Annotated in this window: 15 protein-coding genes; 5 read left to right on the top strand and 10 right to left on the bottom strand. The window is 69.3% G+C overall.

The features are described 5' to 3' along the window. Window positions 1–11: 11 nt before the first annotated feature. Genes AB0M88_RS24780 through AB0M88_RS24760 form a run of 5 tightly spaced genes read right to left on the bottom strand, consistent with a single transcriptional unit; the run spans window position 12 to window position 9,367 of the window. On the bottom strand, window positions 12–4,511 hold the full coding sequence (locus AB0M88_RS24780) for an Ig-like domain-containing protein (RefSeq protein WP_364106042.1): 4,500 nt from the start codon (window positions 4,509–4,511) through the stop codon (window positions 12–14). Beyond that, window positions 4,508–6,403, bottom strand: coding sequence for a beta-L-arabinofuranosidase domain-containing protein (locus tag AB0M88_RS24775; RefSeq protein WP_364106040.1), 1,896 nt, complete (start codon window positions 6,401–6,403; stop codon window positions 4,508–4,510). The genes AB0M88_RS24780 and AB0M88_RS24775 overlap by 4 nt, the downstream gene beginning before the upstream one ends. Next, window positions 6,400–7,206 carry a carbohydrate ABC transporter permease gene (locus AB0M88_RS24770; RefSeq protein WP_364106038.1) on the bottom strand — a complete coding sequence of 269 codons (807 nt, stop codon included), beginning with the start codon at window positions 7,204–7,206 and terminating at the stop codon, window positions 6,400–6,402. Before AB0M88_RS24770 ends, AB0M88_RS24775 begins: the two co-directional genes overlap by 4 nt. Continuing rightward, the gene (locus AB0M88_RS24765) at window positions 7,206–8,108 is read right to left on the bottom strand and encodes a sugar ABC transporter permease (protein ID WP_364106036.1); all 903 of its coding nucleotides are present in this window, start codon (window positions 8,106–8,108) and stop codon (window positions 7,206–7,208) included. Before AB0M88_RS24765 ends, AB0M88_RS24770 begins: the two co-directional genes overlap by 1 nt. Window positions 8,109–8,110: 2 nt before the next feature. Beyond that, window positions 8,111–9,367: a sugar ABC transporter substrate-binding protein gene (locus AB0M88_RS24760; protein ID WP_364106034.1), complete on the bottom strand. Its 1,257-nt coding sequence runs from the start codon at window positions 9,365–9,367 to the stop codon at window positions 8,111–8,113. A 246-nt stretch (window positions 9,368–9,613) separates the two neighbouring features. Here AB0M88_RS24760 and AB0M88_RS24755 point away from each other — a divergent pair, with 246 nt between their 5' ends. Then, a complete protein-coding gene (locus AB0M88_RS24755; protein WP_364106032.1) occupies window positions 9,614–10,651 on the top strand; it encodes a LacI family DNA-binding transcriptional regulator in 1,038 nt (345 codons plus the stop codon). 26 nt (window positions 10,652–10,677) lie between these two features. Here the strand turns inward: AB0M88_RS24755 and AB0M88_RS24750 are convergent, their stop codons facing one another. Then, window positions 10,678–12,381: a DUF1996 domain-containing protein gene (locus AB0M88_RS24750; RefSeq protein ID WP_364106030.1), complete on the bottom strand. Its 1,704-nt coding sequence runs from the start codon at window positions 12,379–12,381 to the stop codon at window positions 10,678–10,680. A gap of 270 nt (window positions 12,382–12,651) precedes the next feature. Between AB0M88_RS24750 and AB0M88_RS24745 the strand changes: the two genes are divergently transcribed. The 3 genes from AB0M88_RS24745 (at window position 12,652) to AB0M88_RS24735 (ending at window position 15,281) form a co-directional block, all read left to right on the top strand. Then, the gene (locus AB0M88_RS24745; RefSeq protein WP_364106028.1) at window positions 12,652–14,238 is read left to right on the top strand and encodes a peptide chain release factor 3; all 1,587 of its coding nucleotides are present in this window, start codon (window positions 12,652–12,654) and stop codon (window positions 14,236–14,238) included. Between the two features lie 205 nt (window positions 14,239–14,443). Next, the gene (locus AB0M88_RS24740; RefSeq protein ID WP_360417608.1) at window positions 14,444–14,647 is read left to right on the top strand and encodes a cold-shock protein; all 204 of its coding nucleotides are present in this window, start codon (window positions 14,444–14,446) and stop codon (window positions 14,645–14,647) included. 184 nt (window positions 14,648–14,831) lie between these two features. After that, window positions 14,832–15,281, top strand: coding sequence for an ATP-binding protein (locus AB0M88_RS24735; RefSeq protein ID WP_364106026.1), 450 nt, complete (start codon window positions 14,832–14,834; stop codon window positions 15,279–15,281). A gap of 41 nt (window positions 15,282–15,322) precedes the next feature. Here AB0M88_RS24735 and AB0M88_RS24730 read toward each other — a convergent pair whose 3' ends face one another. Then, a complete protein-coding gene (locus AB0M88_RS24730; RefSeq protein WP_364106024.1) occupies window positions 15,323–15,877 on the bottom strand; it encodes a Uma2 family endonuclease in 555 nt (184 codons plus the stop codon). Between the two features lie 153 nt (window positions 15,878–16,030). Between AB0M88_RS24730 and AB0M88_RS24725 the strand changes: the two genes are divergently transcribed. Next, window positions 16,031–16,846, top strand: a complete 816-nt coding sequence (locus AB0M88_RS24725) for a TylF/MycF/NovP-related O-methyltransferase (protein WP_364106072.1) — start codon at window positions 16,031–16,033, stop codon at window positions 16,844–16,846. A 99-nt stretch (window positions 16,847–16,945) separates the two neighbouring features. Here the strand turns inward: AB0M88_RS24725 and rfbA are convergent, their stop codons facing one another. Genes rfbA through AB0M88_RS24710 form a run of 3 tightly spaced genes read right to left on the bottom strand, consistent with a single transcriptional unit; the run spans window position 16,946 to window position 18,542 of the window. Then, on the bottom strand, window positions 16,946–17,818 hold the full coding sequence (gene rfbA / locus AB0M88_RS24720; protein ID WP_364106022.1) for a glucose-1-phosphate thymidylyltransferase RfbA: 873 nt from the start codon (window positions 17,816–17,818) through the stop codon (window positions 16,946–16,948). Beyond that, on the bottom strand, window positions 17,818–18,009 hold the full coding sequence (locus AB0M88_RS24715; protein WP_364106020.1) for a hypothetical protein: 192 nt from the start codon (window positions 18,007–18,009) through the stop codon (window positions 17,818–17,820). The genes rfbA and AB0M88_RS24715 overlap by 1 nt, the downstream gene beginning before the upstream one ends. A 38-nt stretch (window positions 18,010–18,047) precedes the next feature. Beyond that, window positions 18,048–18,542, bottom strand: a complete 495-nt coding sequence (locus AB0M88_RS24710) for a pyridoxamine 5'-phosphate oxidase family protein (RefSeq protein WP_364106018.1) — start codon at window positions 18,540–18,542, stop codon at window positions 18,048–18,050. Window positions 18,543–18,551 lie beyond the last annotated feature (9 nt).

The raw sequence follows: 18,551 nt of genomic DNA, 5'->3' as shown, positions 1-18,551 counted from the left end.
GCGTACTCCTGTCAATCGCAGGTGAGAGCCGGGTAGGGAGCGTTGGTCTCGGTGGTGACCGAGCCGCCGGTGACCTTCACGGTCGCGCCGCCGGCGGCCACGGTCGCGGCCCGCGAGTTGAACTGCTGATAAGCGGTCCGGCCGGGAGCGACCGCGGGGACCCTCTTCGACCCGTACGGCGTAGCCAGCTCGATGTCGAGGTTCTGGTCGTCGGCGTTGACCGCGTTCACGGCCACGTAGGCCTTGCCGCCGAGGCACTGGGCCCTGGCCTGGACCCGCACGTCGAACTGACCGGTCGAGCCGCCGTCGCCGACGACCACGGTCGCGATGGCGGTCTTGTCGGTGCCGGCCACCTGGCCGCTCACCTCGAACGTCCCCGCCGCCGCGTACTTCGACGGGTCGATGGCGGCCCAGGTGACGGCGATGCCGCTCTGCCGGGAGCCGTCGTTGTAGCCGACGGTCACGCCGGTGGGCAGCTTCGGCGGGACGCCGGCCCTGGTCGTGACGGTGACCGGGTCGATCGTGTTGATCTGCACCGGGTCATCGCCGCGGACCCACACGTGGGCGGTGGCGGTCAGCGTGGTTCCGTTGACGAAGCCGGAGACGGTGAAGTCACCGGCGGCCGCCAGCTTGGCCGGGTCGATCTGGCCCCAGGTCACCGCGACCGGCAGCGTGGCGCCGTCGGCATAGGTGACGTCCACTGCGGCCGGGAGCGCGGGTGTGACGCCGATCCGGGTGCGCGCGTCCACGCCCTGGATCGAGCTCGCCGCGGCGGCGAAGACCCGCCATTCGGAGACCCCGACCGCGGAGTACGCCGTGCCGGCCGCGTCGGGCAGCGCGTTGAAGGTGGCCCGCAGTCGAGTGGTGGTGACCGGGTCGAACGTCACCTTGTTGGTGCTGCCGCGGACCGCCGGGTCGAACCCGGTCGCGCCGGTCACGTCCTGGAACGCCGTGCCGTCCCAGTACTGCAGCTTCCACGACTTCGGCACCGAGACGCCGCTTCCGCCGGTGGCAGAGTCCGACCAGAAGTCGATCGACGCCTTGTCGACGCGTACGGGCGAGCCGAAGTCGTACTGGAGCCAGCGGGTGGCCGGTTCGTTGCCGGTCCAGGTGCCCCAGACGTCGGTCTGCGCGCCCCCGCTGAACAGCGGCGGCTTGCCGTCGTTGACCGCGTTCACCGAGTTCCAGCCGGCGGTGAAGCTGGCCGACGGGGTCGCGGCCGAGGCGACGTTGATCTCGCCCTCGCTCAGCGCGGTCGCCTGCACCACGACGTCCTTCGCCGCGGTCGCGGTGCCGTTGCTGACGGTCAGCCGCAGCGTGTAGCGGCCGGACTTGGTGAACCGGGCCACCGTGCCGGGCGCGTTCGCCGGGTCGAAGGCGGCCGAGCCGCCGTCCGGCGCGTCGACGACGGTCCACGCCGAGGTCAGCGCGGTGCCCGGATTGCCGTCGTCCTGGGCGAGGCCGAGCAGGCGGACCGAGCCGGCCTGGCTGTACGAGGAGTCGAGCCACGCGTCGGCCAGCGGCGGGGCGTTGTCGGCCGGTGGTGCGGCGACGCCGGTGTCGAAGGCCTGAACCTCCTTGATGCCGGTCTTCGAGCCGGGCGCGTGCTGCACAGTGACGCGCAGCTTGCTCGCCTGGACCTCGGGGAACCGGACCTGGTTGAGGTTGCCCTGCGGGTAGGCCGGCGAGCGACTCTGGCCCGGGACAGTCTTCCAGCCGTCGCCGTCGTCGTACTGGACGGTGAACTGGGCCGGCGCCGAGTATCCGGCGACGGTCGCGGTCGTCGTGGACTTGTAGAAGTAGACGCGTACGTCATCGACCTTTCTGGAGCCTTGGAGGTCGATGTCGATCGAGTCGGATGCGTTGGGCGATCCGGCCGTGCCCCAGAACGGTTCGTTGACGGTGGTGCCGTCGACCGCCCCGGCCGGGGCGCGCCCGCTGGCCGAGAAGGTCGCGGTGACCGGCTTGCCCTGGGCGAGATCCGGTGAGCCGGTGCTGGCCGGGGCGATGTCGGCGCCCGCCTTAGCCATCACGTCGACGATCCGGGCGCCGGCCGCGAACCGTACGTCCTGCGGCGCGTCGATCGACGACTGCCCGGCGGTGGTGACGGTCATGCCCGGCGCCGCGGAAACGGTGCCCGTGGCCGGGTCGTACACGATTCTGCCGAGCTTGTCCGCGGTGAACGCGAGCTTGCCGTCGAGGTAGGCGGAGTAGCCCTCGGGGGTGTCGCCGTAGTACTTCGTGCCGCCCGGCGCGTCCCAGACGATCGTCAGGTCCTTGTCGCGGTAGCGGATGTTGTTGGCGGTGAAGTGGTCCCAGCCGATGTCGATCGGGTCGAGCTCCAGCTTCGCGTCGTCGCGGGGGCGCAGGCCCATCGCGTCCTCGATGACGGTGAAGTTGGTGGCGCCGAGGATGGTGTGGTGGATCCACGAGCGGTAGCCGACGCTGCCGCCGTCCGCGGCCGAGCCGTCGGCCCAGAACTCGTTCTGGTCCGGGTACCGGTTGTCGCCGTTCTGATACTGCGCGAAGGCGTTCCAGTACAGCAGCTTCTTGTACCACTCGGCGTTCAGGTACGGCGAAGGGTAGTTCCGTAACACCGAGGAGAGCATCCGGAAGGTCACCGTCGAGTTGATCACCGAGAAGTTGTTGCTGCCCGGGTCCCCCTGCGCGGCGGCCGCGGCCTTGTCGGCCTGGTTGGCCGTGGTAAAGGGGAAGATCGGGTACTGCTTGTCGTCGGCGAACAGCCGCAGCGCCTCGACGTACGGCTGGGTGTAGTCCGCGTCGCCCGGCTTCGGCATCAGCCCGACCGAGAACGGGTAGTAGTTGTTGATCTCCTTCCACGGCACCTTGACGTTGCCGTCGACCAGGCTGTGCTTGAGCAGGTTGCCGTAGAGCCCCATCTCGTCCGGGGTGGTCCGGGCCGGCTCCCACAGGTACTGCAGGACCGCCGCCTTGATCTTCTCGGCGAGCGCGTCCATCTCGGCCGCCTTGGCGGTGTCGCCGGCGGTCCGGTACGCGGCGGCCGAGGCCTTCGCGTTCGAATAGAGGTACGCGTTCTCGGTGCGGTCCATGTTGCCGGGCCGCCAGTCGAACGACACCGCGTCGGCGTCGTTGCCGGTCATCGCGGCCCAGTTGTACTCGATGAGGCCGTTGCCGTTGGTGTCGTACGCCTGCTGGAGCCCCTTGACGTCGTCTTCGGAGTAGCGGGCGAGGTTCTCGGCGATCGCCTTCGGGCCGCCGTGCAGCTCGTACGACCGCCAGGCCGCCTCGGAGAGGTATTCCGTGTAGCTGTTCGACCAGTTGGCCGGGTCGCCCGGGTTGTCGACGTACTTCGAGCTCTTGGACACCTCACCGGCCGACACCCAGGGCCCGTACGAGTAGACCGGATCCCGGAAGTACTTGAGGTCGTCGACGAACATGCCGACCGACAGCACGATCGCGTTGTTGTAGCCGAGCACGCCCTCCATCGACGTCGGGAACTGGTAGTCGTTGCCCGGCAGGTTGGCGTCGAGGAAGTTGTACCGCATCAGCCACCAGCGGTAGAACAGCGTCTTGTCGATGTTGTTCTCGGGAGTGTCCAGATAAGGCACGTTGTCGGCCCACCACCGGTTGTAGGCCGTGACCTGCTCGGTGTACGCCGCGCCCGGGGCGAGTCCCTTGAAATGCTGATACTCCGTCGTCGACTCCGGCTCCTCCTTGGTGATGAAGCCGAGCTGGAGCTTGGTCGTCGCCGCCCCGCCGGCCGGCACCGCGACCGTCTGCCTCAGCGTGCCGCCGGCCGGCGCGAAGCCGTCGCCGGAGAACCGCGGGAAGATCGTGGTGAGCTTGTTGAACGCGCCCACCGCTCCGCTCAGCTCGTCGCCGTCGGCCGTGCTGGCGAACGGCGAGGTGGCCGTCAGCACGACGTTCTTCGCCGAGCCGTCGGTGCTGGACAGGTCGAGGTTCGCCACAGCGACGTTCTTGTCGGTGATGAACTTGGTCTCGATGACCCGCAGGCCGGCCGCGGTGTCGGTGAAGACTCCGCGGAAGTAGCTGGGAGTCTGCTTGCGGGACGCGGCGTCCTCGGTGAGCGTGACGTCCGCGCCGTTGACCGAGGCCGTGATCGTGTACGCGCCCTGGCCGCCGGCGATCGTCTCGATGTAGGCGACCTCGCCGCCGAATCCGAGCACGGCGGGGTTGTGCGTCTTCATGAACACGGCCCGGCCGCGGCTGAACAGGTACTGGTTCGCGTCGCCGTTCGACCCGCCCGGCTGGTTCCCGGTGCGGGCGAGCATGCGGTCGATCCAGAAGTCCTGGTCGCTGCTCGATCCGGCGCCGGCGGCGACATCGGCGTCGAAGATGGACTGGAGCTGATTGCGTACGTGGTAACCGGTTCCCTCGGCCGGGACCGGGTCGGCGTCGCCCTTGAACGTGGGATAGGGGGTGTCGGCGTTGGGGGCCGCTTGGGCGGCGGTCGGCGTCAGGACCGACGCGAGAACGACCGCGACGACCCCGTACTTGGTGAGTTTCACTGCGGATCGGTCCTTCCGTCGGCGAGGGGCAGCCAGACGCGCATGGTCGACGGGCCACGACGGGCCCAGCGGTGGTAAGGACGCAGTGGGACGTCGACGGTCCCGGTGGTGGGTTCGGGCGCGATGCCGTACGGCCAGCCGGATCCGGCCGGCTTGGCCGTGAGGCCGGTGACGACGACGGCACCGTCGCGTTCCTCGGCGTGCGGGAGTACCCGCAGGGCGTTCAGGTCCACGCCCGGGGGCAGGTCCACGGACTCGGCGCAGAGCACGACGGGTCCGCGTTCGACGGCGACACAGCCGCGGATGGCATCGATGCGCGGGTCGGGCGCGGTGATGCGGGGTTGCAGGGGCAGGTCGAGCACTACCACGTCACCCGGGGAGAAGCGACGGCGCAGACGGGCCCAACCGGGTTGCACCGGCCGGCCGTCGAGGGTGGCTCCGGTGGCCCAGTGCGGGATCCGGAGGCTGAGCGTCCACGGAGTCTCGGGTGTCTCGGTGATCCGGACGGTGATGCGCCCCTCGTCGGGGTAACTGGTGTCGATCTCGCAGCCGAACCGGGTCGTGTTGATCGAAGCGGCGGCGTACTGGTGGATCTGAAGACCTTCGTCGTCCACAGTGGCCAGATAGGCGGCGAGACTGGCGTAGGTGCGGGCCAGATTGGTCGGGCAACAGGAGACGGCGAACCAGGGTGCGCGCAGGCTCGACGCGGCGCGGGGCACGAGCTTGTCCGGCTCCGGTTCGGTGCCGGGCACCCGCTGGTGCAGGGTGTTGGTATAGAAGAAGCCACGGCCGTCGTCGGCCGGCGAGGTGGCGATGACGTTGAACAGCGTCCGTTCGATCAGGTCGGCGTACTCCGGATCGCCGTGCGCCAGCAGCAGCCGCCAGCTGAGCATCACCGACCCGACCGCCGCGCACGTCTCGGAGTACGCCCGGTCGGGCGGCAGCACGAAGTCCTCGCCGAACGCCTCGTCCTGATGCCGCGAGCCCATGCCGCCGGTCAGATAGGTACGCCGGGCCACCGTGGCGTGCCACTGCCGGGTCACCGCGTCGAGCAGCTCGGCATCGCCGGTCTCCACCGCCACGTCCACCGTGCCCGCGGCGAGATAGGTGGCCCGGACCGCGTGCCCCCGCAGCACCTCCGCCTGTCGCGCGGGCACGTCGTCCTGGAAGTAGGAGCGGCCGAACTCGATGTCGGAGAGGACCTGGTTGCCCCGGCGTTCCACGAACAGCCGGGCCTGCTCCAGATAGCGGCGCTCGCCGGTTACCCGGTACAGCTCGACGAGGGCGGGCTCGATCTCGGCGTGCCCGCACACCGAGGCGATCCCGTCCGGCCCGAACACCTCGCAGACATGGTCGGCGGCTCGCACGGCGACCTGGAACAGCTCGTCCGGGCCGGCGGTCCGGGCGCGGGCCACGCCAGCCTGGATGAGGTGGCCGAACGAGTAGATCTCGTGCCCCCACTCGAGATCGCTGTAGCGCGGGGCCTGGCCGGGCCGCCCGAAGTTGGTGTTCAGGTAGCCGTCGGGCTCCTGCGCCGCGGCGACCCGGCGCACGATCGCCCGGTACCGCTCCTCCACGGCGGTGTCCCCGGTCCGGCCGTGCTCCCAGGCCATCGCCTCCAGGAGCTTGTAGATCTCGGTGTCGGAGAATTCGCGGCCCCGGCGGGCCTCGGGCAACCGCCCCTCGGCGGCGGCATCGAAGTTGCCGAGCCATCCCGTACGCTCCAGCCAGTACTCGATGTGCTCGAGCGAGGCACGGCGGTTGGTGTCCTGGCGCCGCTGCCAGAAACCCGGTCGCAGGCTGACCTCACGCAGGTCCAGAGGGCGCAGTCGTCCGGCCGTCGGCGCGGCGGGCGTGGCGTGGTCAATGCTGGAGATGGTCACGTGTGTCATCCCTTGAGTGCGCCGGACATGAACCCACGGACGTAGTGCCGCTGGAGGGCGAGGAAGATCAAGATGCAGGGCAGCGCGAGCACGACCACGCCGGCCTCGGTGGCGCCGTAGTCGACGATCCCCATGACCTGCTGCCGCATGTTGGCCACGGCCAGCGGCAGGGGCGCCTTGGCGGAATCGCTGATCAGCACCAGCGGCGTGATGAAGTCGTTCCAGGCGGCCAGGAAGGCGAACATACCGACCGTGATCAGGCCCGGCCGGACGGCCGGCAGCAGAATGCGCCGCAGGGCCTGGAAGCTGCCGCAGCCGTCGACCAGCGCCGACTCACGCAGTTCCCTGGGCACGGCCTCGAACGAGATGCGCATCATGAACACCGCGAACGGCAGCTGGAACATCGTCAGCACCAGGGCCAGCCCGACCAGCGAGTTCTGCAGGCCGATGTCGTTGAGCAGCACGTACAGCGGGATGAGCAGGGTCGCGTACGGGACCATGAGGATCGCCAGCGTCACCAGGAACAGCGCGTTGCGGCCGGGGAAGGTGAACGTCGCGAAGGCGTAGCCGCCGAGGGCCGACACGACGAGCGTGAACACCACGGTCATCAGCGACACCTCGGCCGAGTTGAGCAGGTACTGCCCGATACCGGCCTGGTAATGGGCGAGGGTCTGGTAGTTGCCGAGGCCCCAGCCGTGGATCTGGGCGGTGCCGGCCTGCGGGCTGACCGAGGCCACCGCCGCCCAGCCGAGCGGAAAGAGGAACAGCAGGGCCAGCGCGCCGGTGAGGACGCGCGAGGGGGTGCGCAGCATCAGTTCTCCTTGCCGCGTAGGCCACGGAACTGAACGACATTGATGATCAGCAGGGCGCCCAGCACCAGGATCGACAGCGCGGCCGCCCGGCCGAGGTCGTTATGGCCCTGGAAGGCCGAGTTGTAGACGAGCTGGACGATGGTGATGGTGCTGTTGTCCGGGCCGCCCTTGGTGAGGATGTAGAACTGGTCGAAGGCCAGCAGGGAGCCGGTGACGCACAGGATCGTGCTGAGGGCCAGGGACGGCCGCAGCAGCGGCAGGGTGATCCGGCGGAACGTCTGCCACCGGCCGGCGCCGTCGAGCCGGGCCGCCTCGTAGACGTCACCGGAGATGCTCTGCAGCCCGACGACCAGCAGCAGCATGTAGAAGCCGGCATAGCGCCAGACGATCAGCACCACGGTCGACCAGAGCGCCGACATCGGCGTGCCCAGAAAGGAGATCGGCCGGTCGGTGAAACCGAGCAGCGGGCTGCTCTGCGGGGAATAGAGGGCATAGAACAACAGCGAGGCGGAGGCCAGGCCGAGGGCCGAGGGAATCAGAAACGACGTACGCAGGAAGCCGGTCCAGCGGCTCGACTCCTGCACCAGCAGCGCGAGCCCGAGGGCCAGTCCGAGCAGGATGACCGTGGTGACGACGGTGTATTCGAGGGTGAACCGCACCGACGGCCAGAGCAGAGGGTCGTCGAGGGCGGACTGGAAGTTCTTCCCCGAGTTCCAGCCCCGGTCACCGGTGAACAGCTTCCAGTCGGAGCCCGACATGCGGGCCACGATCCCGATCGGGACGACGAAGAAGATCAGGACGAACGCGGCGGTGGGAGCGGCGTACCCCCACCCCGCCAACGACGACGACCAGCGCCGCCGGCGGGGAGGAGCATCCGCCGCGAGGGCGGGGAGGCTTCGCACGGTCACTGTTGGCCGAGAGCCCGGGTGACGGCCTCGTTGTCCTTGTCCAGGGACGACCCGTTGCCGTAGACCTGGTTGCGGAACAACGTGACCCAGGGACTGCCGGGGGCGTTGAACGCCTGCTGGAAGTTGACGGCCACCGGGGTCTTGCTGTCCGCCCGGCCCGCGACCTCGTTGATCAGGGCCACCCGCGGGTCCTTGGCCGAATACTGGTTGTCGACCAGGTCGCTGCGGGCCACCGAGGTGTTGTTCTTGGCCAGGACGTCGACCTGCCCCTTCTCGGACATCATCCAGGCGAGGAAGTTCCAGGCCTGCTGGGACTTCTTCGAGTCCTTGGAGACACCGATCCCGTCCCCGCCGACGAAGGTCGAGCCGCCGCCGTTCACGCCCGGAATGGGCGCCACGCCGACCTTGACCGTCTTGTCGGCGGTCGGAAGCAGCGTCGCCGGGTACGGCATCACGCCGACCTTGCCCTGCTGGAACGCGGCGACCCAGGTGGCGCCGGTCTCCTCCTTGGAACCGGGCGCGACGGCGCCGGCCGCCTGGAGGTCGTGCCAGGTCGAGTACACCTGTTTCGCCGCGGTCCCGTTGAGCAGCGACTTGGTGCCCTCGGGGTTCATGACGTCCTCGCCGCTGGCCCAGATCATCGGGAACCAGGTGAAGACGTTGCAGCCGCCGCAGTTGCCGCCGAAGAACGTGCCGCTGACGCCGGGCTTGTTCAGCTTCTGTACGGCGAGGGCCTGCTCCTTGAACTCGGCCAGGGTGGCCGGGCCCTTCTCCGGGTCGAGACCGGCCTGCTTGTAGAGGTCCTTGTTCCAGAACATGACCGACAGATCGAGGACGAACGGCAGAACGTACTTCTTGTTCTCGAACGTGCCGGCGGCCAGGTGCGCCTTGTTGATCTTGTCGGCGTACGGAAGTTTGGCGATGCTGTCGGTCAGGTCGGCGAACAGACCGGCCTTGGCCCAGTTGGGCACGTAGACGATGTCGGCCGCGAACAGGTCGGGCAGGTCGCCGCTGCCGGCCGCCGCGCCCACCTTCGCCACGTAGTCGTCGTTGGGGACGATGGACAGCTTCACCTGGTTCTTGTGGCTGCCGTTGTAGGCCTGAACCAGGGCCTTGGCCTGCAGCTCCAGCGGCGCCCGCGTCCACAGTGTGAGTGGTGAACCGTCGTCGACGCCGTCGACGCCCGCCCCGGCCGGCGCGGCGGCCGTGCCCTTGTCGCCGCCCCCACACGCGGCCAGCCCTGAAATGGTCAAGGTTGCGACGGCGATCCCCGCGATCGCTCTGCGCATGTTGTTGGATATGTCGAGCCGCACGTTGCCCTCCGAGACAAACCGCAAAGGTTTCGGGCCGTTTCGGTCGAGGACGCCCAGCAGGTACCCTTGCCCGCAGAACCTGTTGGGCCTGAGCAGCTAAGAGGCGTTTTTCCGGGGGAGTTGGCGGAAAACCGAAAACGTTTTCAGGAACGTAATACGGAGGAAAAACTGTTGTCAAGGGGTCCGATGGAGCAGGGGTCCACTGCGGATGGTCCGCGCCCGGCCGGCCGATCTACGCTGCGTGACGTCGCCAAGCTCGCGGGCGTCTCGATCGCGACCGCGTCGAAGGCGCTCAACAATCAGCCACAGGTCCGCGCCGCGACTCGTGCCAAGGTCGTTCAGGCGGCGGAGGAACTGTCGTTCTCGCCCAACACCCTCGCGCAGGGGTTGATCACACAGCGCAGCGGAACGGTCGGGTTGCTGACGTCCGACCTCGAGGGCCGTTTCTCGATTCCGATCCTCATGGGCGCCGAGGACGCGTTCGGCTCCGACCAGACGTCGGTGTTCCTCTGCGACGCCCGGGGCGACAACCTTCGCGAACGCCACCACCTGCGCGCCCTGCTGTCCCGGCGGGTCGACGGGCTGATCGTGGTGGGCGCCCGCCCCGACGCGAGGCCGTCGCTGGGCGAACTCCCGGTGCCGGTCATCTACGCCTACGCCCCGTCCGACAACCCGGCCGACCTGTCCCTGGTCACCGACAACGTCGGCGGCGGCACGATGGCCGTCGACCACCTGATCCGCCACGGCCGCCGGCGCATCGCCCACATCACCGGCGACCCCTCCTACGGCGCGGCGCAGGATCGCGCCCGGGGCGCCCTCGACCGCCTGGCCGCCGAAGGCCTCCCGCTCGCCGGCGACCAGGTCTGGTTCGGCGCCTGGTCCGAGGCCTGGGGTCGCGGTGCCACCCGCATGCTGCTGCAGCGCGACCCCGACATCGACGCCATCTTCGCCGGCTCGGACGAGATCGCCCGCGGCGTCCTCGACGTCCTGCACCAGGAGAAACTCGCCGTCCCCCACCAGGTGGCGGTGATCGGCTTCGACAACTGGAACATCCTCGCGGTCAACGCCCGGCCGCCGCTGACGACCATCGACATGAACCTCGAAGAACTGGGCCGCCTCGCCGCCCGGCGCCTGTTCGCCGCGATCGACGGCACGCTGGGCTCCGGCGTCGAGACCATCGGCTGCCGCCTGGTCACCCGCGAGTCCACCGCGCCGCTCGACTGAGCGGCGCGGTGGCCCGGTCCCGGCGGTCAGGAACAGCGGCGGCCCGCGTTGATGCACGCGGCGATCTTCTGCATCTGACGGTTGGAATTGACGTTGATGAAGTCGTCGTGATCGGAGAACGGGTTGTGGTTCTCCTCCGGGAACGAGTCCAGTGCGTACTGGCCGAGCTGCTGGACCTTCAGTGGGATGTCGTACGCGATGGTGATCCGCAGCTGCGGGATCGCCACGAAACCGGCCGGGCACGCACCGGTCCGCCGGTCGGCGAACGCCACCTGCGAGCGATGGTTCTCGCTGTCCAGGTTCTTGCCGTCCCAGCAGCCCGGGAAGTCGTGCACGCGCAGCACCTGCCGCCCGGCCGGGCAGATCGGGTACTTGTCGGAGAGCCGGTCGGTGAAGCCGGAACAGGTCCAGGCGGCCCGGGCGTTGGCCGGGCCGCGGCTGGTCGGCTTGGCATCGCCGGTGAGCGCCCGCAGGAACTTCGGCATCGGCGTCACCTTGCCGGTCGCGTTGCCCCGATATTCGATGAGCACCGAGGCGGGCCGGAGGATCCGGCCGGTGTTGCCGGGCAGTTCCAGGTTCGGGCCGGACGGGTCCGGCAGCGGCGCCGCGCCGCTGGTGGACGGAGTGGGTGCCGGGACCGCGCCGTTCACGGCGCATGCGGCGTACGCGTCGAGACCGGCCGCCCGGACGGCGATCCCGATCCGGTTGATCGCCGCGCTCCGCTCCGCCCTGAGCCGGCCGAGAATCGCGTCGGTCTCGCCCGAACCGGCGCCGGCGAGTAGCTGCTGGTCGGCCTCCGCGATCTGCTGGTCGAGCTCGCCGAGGTCCCGGTTCACCTCGTCGACCGCCCGATCGGGCACGTCCGGAAGGTGGTCCTTGATGCCCGGGCAGGACACCGTCGGCGTGGCCGCGTTCAGCGCGGCTTCCGCGGCGGTCTGCTCGGCGTGCGAGCCGTCGTAGCTGATGTCACAGTCGACAGTGGACACCAGGCCGGCCGGCTTGTGCCCGGCACCGGCCAGGAGCCGGCTGATCTGCTTGACCACCCCGGCCCGCTGAGCCCGCAGGGACGCGAGGACGGTGTTGTTGAACCGGGCGTCGATCCGGGTTCCGTGCGCCGCGAGGGCGCGGTCGGCCGCGGCCGACAGCCGGTCCAGCCGGGCCAGCTGCTGCTTGACCGCGCGGGCCACCGAGCCCGGCGAGGCGGGCAGCTTACCCGCGACGTCCGGGCAGGACACCGTCGGCGCGCTGTCGCCGGCGTTCGCGCCGCCGCCGGCCCGCACCGACTTGTCGATCCGGACGACCGGCCAGAAGTACGCCGACCGGTCCCCGTCCCGGCACGTCGTACCCGAGGCGGCGAGCACCGCGTCCGGGGTGTCGGCGGTGATCGCCAGGTTGCCGACGAAGTCGTGGACGTGCTCCGCGCCGTTCTTGATTCCGGGCTGCGCGACCGGGTTGTCCGGGCTGAACTTGCCGTTGCCGTTCGTGCCGCAGTCGACCGTGAAAACGCCCGTGGCCGCGCCGCGCCGGGGCCGGGGCACCGTGACATCGGCCGCGACCCGCTCGATCGGCACGAACTCGTCGAGGCCGGTCGACGCGGAGGCCGTGCCCCGGCCGCCGCTCGAGACGAAAACCACCGTCACGGCGCCGGTCGCCACCAGAACGCCGAGCACCGCGAGGTGGCGGGCGGTCTTCGAATCCCCGATCCTGAGCTTTCTTCTCCGAGGTCGCATCTGGATCCCCTCCTTGGGCGGAGCCCCGCTGACGGAGCGCCCGCTGACGGCCGGGGGTACGGCCGCCAGGCCGCGGCCGATGAGGTCTCCATCGATGCGTGAGGGCCCGGTAAGCGCTAGGAAAGAACCTCGTAAGAACTGGCGCCAAGGGGCGGCCGGGTGAGGGCGATCACGGTCCAGGCCTGCCGTCGCCGGCGAGAGGATACCGTGCTAGGTCATTCACCGGACGCACGATCGAGGCGTCGAGGATGTGATCGTGGGGAGCGGATCGTGAGTCAGAACGTGCTGGCGTCGTCGGCGGGGGTCGCCGCCCAAGCGGGCCGGAGGCGTACGTTCGCGGTGATCTCCCACCCGGACGCCGGCAAGTCGACGATGACCGAGGCGCTGGCCCTGCACGCCCGGGTGATCGGGCAGGCCGGCGCGGTGCACGGCAAGGGCGACCGGCGTGGCGTGGTGTCCGACTGGATGGCCATGGAGCAGCAGCGCGGCATCTCGGTGACGTCGGCGGCGCTGCAGTTCGCCTACCGCGACACCGTGATCAATCTGCTGGACACGCCCGGCCACGCGGACTTCTCCGAGGACACCTACCGCGTGCTGACCGCGGTCGACAGCGCGGTCATGCTGCTGGACGCGGCCAAGGGCCTGGAACCGCAGACCCTGAAGCTGTTCGAGGTGTGCCGGCAGCGCCGCATCCCGGTGCTGACGTTCATCAACAAGTGGGACCGGCCCGGCCACGACGCGCTCGCGCTGCTGGACGAGATCGAGCAGCCGATCGGGCTGAAGCCGACCCCGCTGACCTGGCCGGTCGGTATCGCCGGAGAGTTCCACGGCGTGATCGACCGCCGCACCGGCGTGTTCACCCGCATGCAGCGCTCCCCCGGCGGCGCCGGGCTGCCCATCGAGGAGGAGATGGGCACGGACGAGGCGGCCCGGCGGTACGGCGCGGACTGGGACACCGCGGCCGAGGAGCTGGAGCTGCTCGCGATGACCGGCGCCGACCACGACCAGGCCGCGTTCCTGGCTGCCACGAGCACGCCGGTGCTGTTCGGTGCGGCGGTCGCCAACCTCGGCGTACGGCAGCTTCTGGATCTTCTTGTGGAGCTGGCGCCGCCGCCGGCGGCCCGCCCGACCACCGCCGGCGCGGATCAGCCGGTCGATGGCGCTTTCTCCGGTTTTGTCTTTAAAGTGCAGGCGAACATGAACCGGGCTCACCGCGATCAGGTGGCGTTCATGCGGATCTGCTCCGGCCGGTTCGAACGCGGCATGGTCGTCACCCACGCCGGCACCGGCCGGCCGTTCACCACCAAGTACGCCCAGCAGATCTTCGGGCAGGGCCGGGACACGATCGACGAGGCCTACCCCGGCGACGTGGTCGGCCTGGTGAACGCCACCGCGCTCGGCATCGGCGACACCCTGTACACCCAGACCCCCGTGCAATACCCTCCGCTGCCGTCGTTCCCGCCGGAGCACTTCGCCGTCGCGCGCACCTCCGACACCACGGCCTTCAAACGCTTCCGGCGCGGCATCGAGCAGCTCGACGCCGAGGGCGTGGTCCAGGTCCTGCGCTCCGACCAGCGCGGCGAGCAGGCCCCTGTACTGGCCGCTGTGGGGCCGATGCAGTTCGAAGTGGCCACCTACCGCCTGGAGGCCGAATTCGGGGTACGCGTGCAGCTGGACCGCCTGCCGTACGAGGTGGCGGCCCGCACCGACCCGGCCGGCCGGGAGATCCTGCGCAGCGCCGCCGGCGTCGAGGTCATGACCCGCGTACGCGACGACGCCCTGCTCGCCTTGTTCCCCGACCGGTGGCGGATGCGCTCGGTGGCGGGCCGGAATCCCGAACTTCGACTCGATCTGTGACCGCCCCGCCCCCGGCGGATCCGCGACGGTGCTAGGGTGTCCCCGTTGCAGTTTTGATTTCCGTAGACGTGTTCGGCGCCTGATGGGTCATCTGAACCCCCTCCAGGCGCCTTTTCGTTGTCGTGTCGGTTCGGCGCGGGTGATCAACGCGGCGGCGTGCGAGTCCGTATAGTGCGGTCTCGAACAACCCTGCATAGGAGCAGACATGACTACAGGCACCGTGAAGTGGTTCAACGCCGACAAGGGCTTTGGCTTCATCACCCCGGACGACGGCGGCGCCGACGTCTTCGCCCACTTCTCCGCCATCGCGACGAGCGGCTTCCGCAGCCTCGACGAGAACCAGAAGGTGGAGTTCGACATCACCCAGGGCCAGAAGGGCCCGCAGGCGGAGAACATCCGCCCGCTCTGATCCACGCTTGACCAAACGGCGGCCCGCTGGTTCCAGCGGGCCGCCGTTTGGCGTTCACTCCGGGGTGACGCGGCCGTCCGCTCTCGCTTCAGGCGACCGATGCTCAACACGCTGATGGGCCGAATCACCCTGTGAGCCGGTGCGGCTCGGAATACGTCTCCCTCAAGCCGGGCATAGAACGGGCATGGTGATGAGAGTTGCCTCCCGGCCGGACAGTGTCGGCACGCCCGTTCAGTGCTGGGTTCTCGACGATGCCACCCAGCTGCAGAGCCTGCGCTCTTCGTTGTACGCGGCGCTGACCGGTCAGCCCATGCCCGAGGGCGGGGTGCTCGACGAGATCCCGGAAAAGATCGCCCTGGTGGCCACCGAACTGGCGACCAACGCGCTGACCCACGCCCGGCCGCCGACCCAGGTACGCCTGCACCGGACCGAACACGTGTTCCTGCTGTACGTGATCGACCACGACGTCGACGACCCGCCGGTCGCCCGGGAGACCTCATCATCGACGCCGGGTGGGGTCGGGCTGCACCTCGCCGACGACATCGCCGACGACCTCGGCTGGTACGTCGAGGACCACACCAAACACGTGTGGGCCGAGTTCCCGATCCCCGTATGGAAAAGCGAATCGCATTAACCGGCCGATCTCCGGGCCGGTGCCGGCGAGGTGGACGGAAATCAGATCTGGCCGAGATCGACTTCGACGAAGAACGGCACGGCCAGTTTGACGACGCCGGTAAAGATTTCGCTGTCGCGGTAGCGGCCGGTCGCCGGGTCGAGAACGTACGTGTAAACGAGAGGCGCACCAGTGGCCGCCTGCTCGACACGCCAATAGAACTGGATGCCGGCCCTCGCGTACTGATCAGCCTTGACGACCCGGTCGGTCGTCTCCGAGCCGGGTGAGACCACCTCGACCACGAGAAGCACATGCTCGGGCCGTGTCGGTGTGACGTCAATGGTCTCCGCCCGGTACACCGTCACGTCGGGGCGACGGTTGTTCAGCGGCACGTCCTGAAGCCGGACGTCGAAGTCGGTGTCAGCGTTCCAGTCCGGCCCCGCGGCGCGATCCAAGGCGTTCGCCAGGAGCCGGGCCAGGCGGTTGTGCCGCTTGGACGCGCTCGGACTCGCGCGGACCATCCCATCGACGATCTCGATGCCCGCACACTGGCCCTCTGTCCATGACGCGTATTGCTCGGCCGTGACCTGCTGATGCATCCAGGCCGGCACGACCATCTCGACAGTCATAGCCACCAGGCTCAAGATACCGTGGTTGCGACGACAAGCGCCTCTCTCCGAAATGGGGGCGCCCGACGGACACGCCAGGGACATCTCAGATCTGAAATCTGTTCATCAGCTATGAACCTGGTTACCCTACGCCACGTGACAATGCGCAGGAATGTCAACCGAGTCTTGCTGGGCCTCACCGGGTACGAGTTGCATAAGCCCCGGCCGACCGCGCCCAAGCCGGCCTCCAAACCGGTGGTCAAGGCCGAGCCGAAGCCGGCCGCCCCGCCGGAGATCAAGTTCCCGGCGGACTTCGACGAAAAAGCCCGGGACATGATCCGCTCGGTCAAGCCGTGGACCATGACCTCGCCGGAGAAGCTGAACGCGCTGATCCTCGCCGTCCGGTACGTGGTCAGGCACCAGATCGCGGGCGACGTGGTGGAGTGTGGGGTGTGGCGCGGCGGCAGCATGCTGACCATCGCCAAGACCCTGATCGAGAACGGCGACACCACGCGCGACCTGCATCTGTACGACACGTTCGAGGGCATGAGCGAGCCGACCGAGCACGACAAGCGGCACGACGGCAAGAGCGCCGCCGAGATGCTGGCCGCGAGCGACAAGAGTTCCGGCGTCTGGGCGTACGCGTCGCTCGAGGATGTGCGGGAGACCATGGCCCAGGCCCCCTATCCGGCCGAGCGCATCCACTACTACAAGGGCAAGGTCGAGGACACGATCCCCGGCGACTCGCTCCCCGAGCAGATCAGCATTCTGCGGCTGGACACCGACTGGTACGAGTCGACCCGGCACGAGCTCCAGCACCTGTGGGACCGGCTGGTCCCGGGCGGCGTTCTGCTGCTCGACGACTACGGCTGGTGGGAGGGCGCCAAGCGGGCCGTCGACGAGTGGCTGGAGGAGACCAACATTCCGCTGCTCCTGATCCGGATGGACGAGGGCCGCGTCGCGGTGAAGCCCCGCTGATGACCGACCGCCGGGCGCCGGCCACCCCGCGGCTGAGGGTGGCGGCGTGCGGCGCCCTTCGATCGGCACGAGCACGCGGGACGAACCGGTCGGCCGGGGTCAGGCCCGGAGGCCGGAGACGTCCATGACGTAGCGGCCGTACGCGGAGTTCCGCTGTTTCTCGCCCAGCGAGTAGCAGGCCTGATTGTCGATGAACCCCATCCGGTAGGCGACCTCTTCCAGGCACGCAATGCGGACGCCTTGGCGGTGCTCGATCACCTGGACGAACAGCCCGGCATTGAGCAGACCGTCGTGGCTGCCGGCATCGAGCCAGGCGAAGCCGCGGCCCAGGGACGCCAGGCGCGCCCGGCCCTGGCGGATGTAGACGCGGTTCACGTCGGTGATCTCCAGCTCGCCGCGGGCCGAGGGCTTGAGGCTCTGGGCGATGTCGACCACGTCGCTCGGGTAGACGTACAGTCCGGTCACCGCCTCCGAGCTGACGGGGTGCTCCGGCTTCTCCTCGATGTCGATCAGGCGGCCGTCTTCGTCCTTCTCGGCGACGCCGTACTTGCGAGGATCGCTCACGTCGTAGCCGAAGACCGTGCAGCCCTCGGCGTAGGTCATGCTGCCCTGCAGGACTCCGGGCAGGCCGCTGCCGTAGAAGATGTTGTCCCCGAGGATGAGGGTGACCTGGTCGTCGCCGATGAAGTCGGCACCGATCCGGAACGCGTCCGCGATGCCGGCCGGCTGCGGCTGAGCCGCGTAGCTGATCCGCAGGCCGAGCTCGCCGCCGTCGCCCAGTACGCGCTGGAAGAGCGGCAGGTCGACCGGCGTGGAGATGACCAGGATGTCCCGGACGCCGCCGAGCATCAGCGTGGACAGCGGGTAGTAGATCATCGGTTTGTCGTAGACCGGCAGCAGCTGCTTGGAGACGGCCAGCGTCAACGGATGCAAACGGGTGCCCCGCCCTCCGGCGAGGATGATTCCCTTCATCAGCCAACCTCTTCAGTCGAGTGGGAGCCGCCGGTTCGGTCGTGCACGTCGTCGGCTTGGTCGGTGACTCGCTGGTGGTTGTCGGCGGGAGACTCGGCGAGCCATTCGTGCGGGATGTAGAACCAGTAGCCCATGAGGACGAACGTCAGGTCCTCCAGAATTCGTGTGGTGTATCGCGAGGGTCGGTCCATGTGTCTTTCCTCCGCTCGGCGCGCGACTGTCGGCCGGATCAGCTCGCGGGCATCGCCGGCGCGCGCTCGTCGGTGAGCCATCGGCCGTTGGTCATGATCACGCGGTCCGGCATCTCGGAGAGCTCGCGCCAGGCGAGGATCCGGTACGGCCGCAGCCGCAACACCACGACGCCGGGCACGCGGGCCGGGTTCAGCGGCAGGCGATCGAGCACCGCGGCCACGACCGGATCCACAGTGGAGGGCTCGGCGACGGTCACGGTCGCGTCGACGAGCACCACGTCGCGGGCGGTGCCCACCGCCGCGCGCGCCCGGCCGGAGGCGACGACGTTGCGGACCGACCGGTTGGCCTCCTTGGTGACGCAGACCAACTCGTCGTGATTCCAGACGTACGCCAGGGGCACCAGATGCGGTGTGCCGTCCGCGGCGGTGGCCAGCCAGAGGTGCCGCTCGCTGCGCAGGGTCCGCTGGGCGTCGGCGATCCGGCGCTCGGCCGGCCGTGGCGGGACGCCGGGCGGGCGGGTGGAGTTCGACATGGCCATACC

Source organism: Actinoplanes sp. NPDC051411, assembly GCF_040682075.1.
Classification (GTDB): Bacteria; Actinomycetota; Actinomycetes; order Mycobacteriales; family Micromonosporaceae; genus Actinoplanes.
This window is presented reverse-complemented; position numbering and strand designations above follow the sequence as displayed.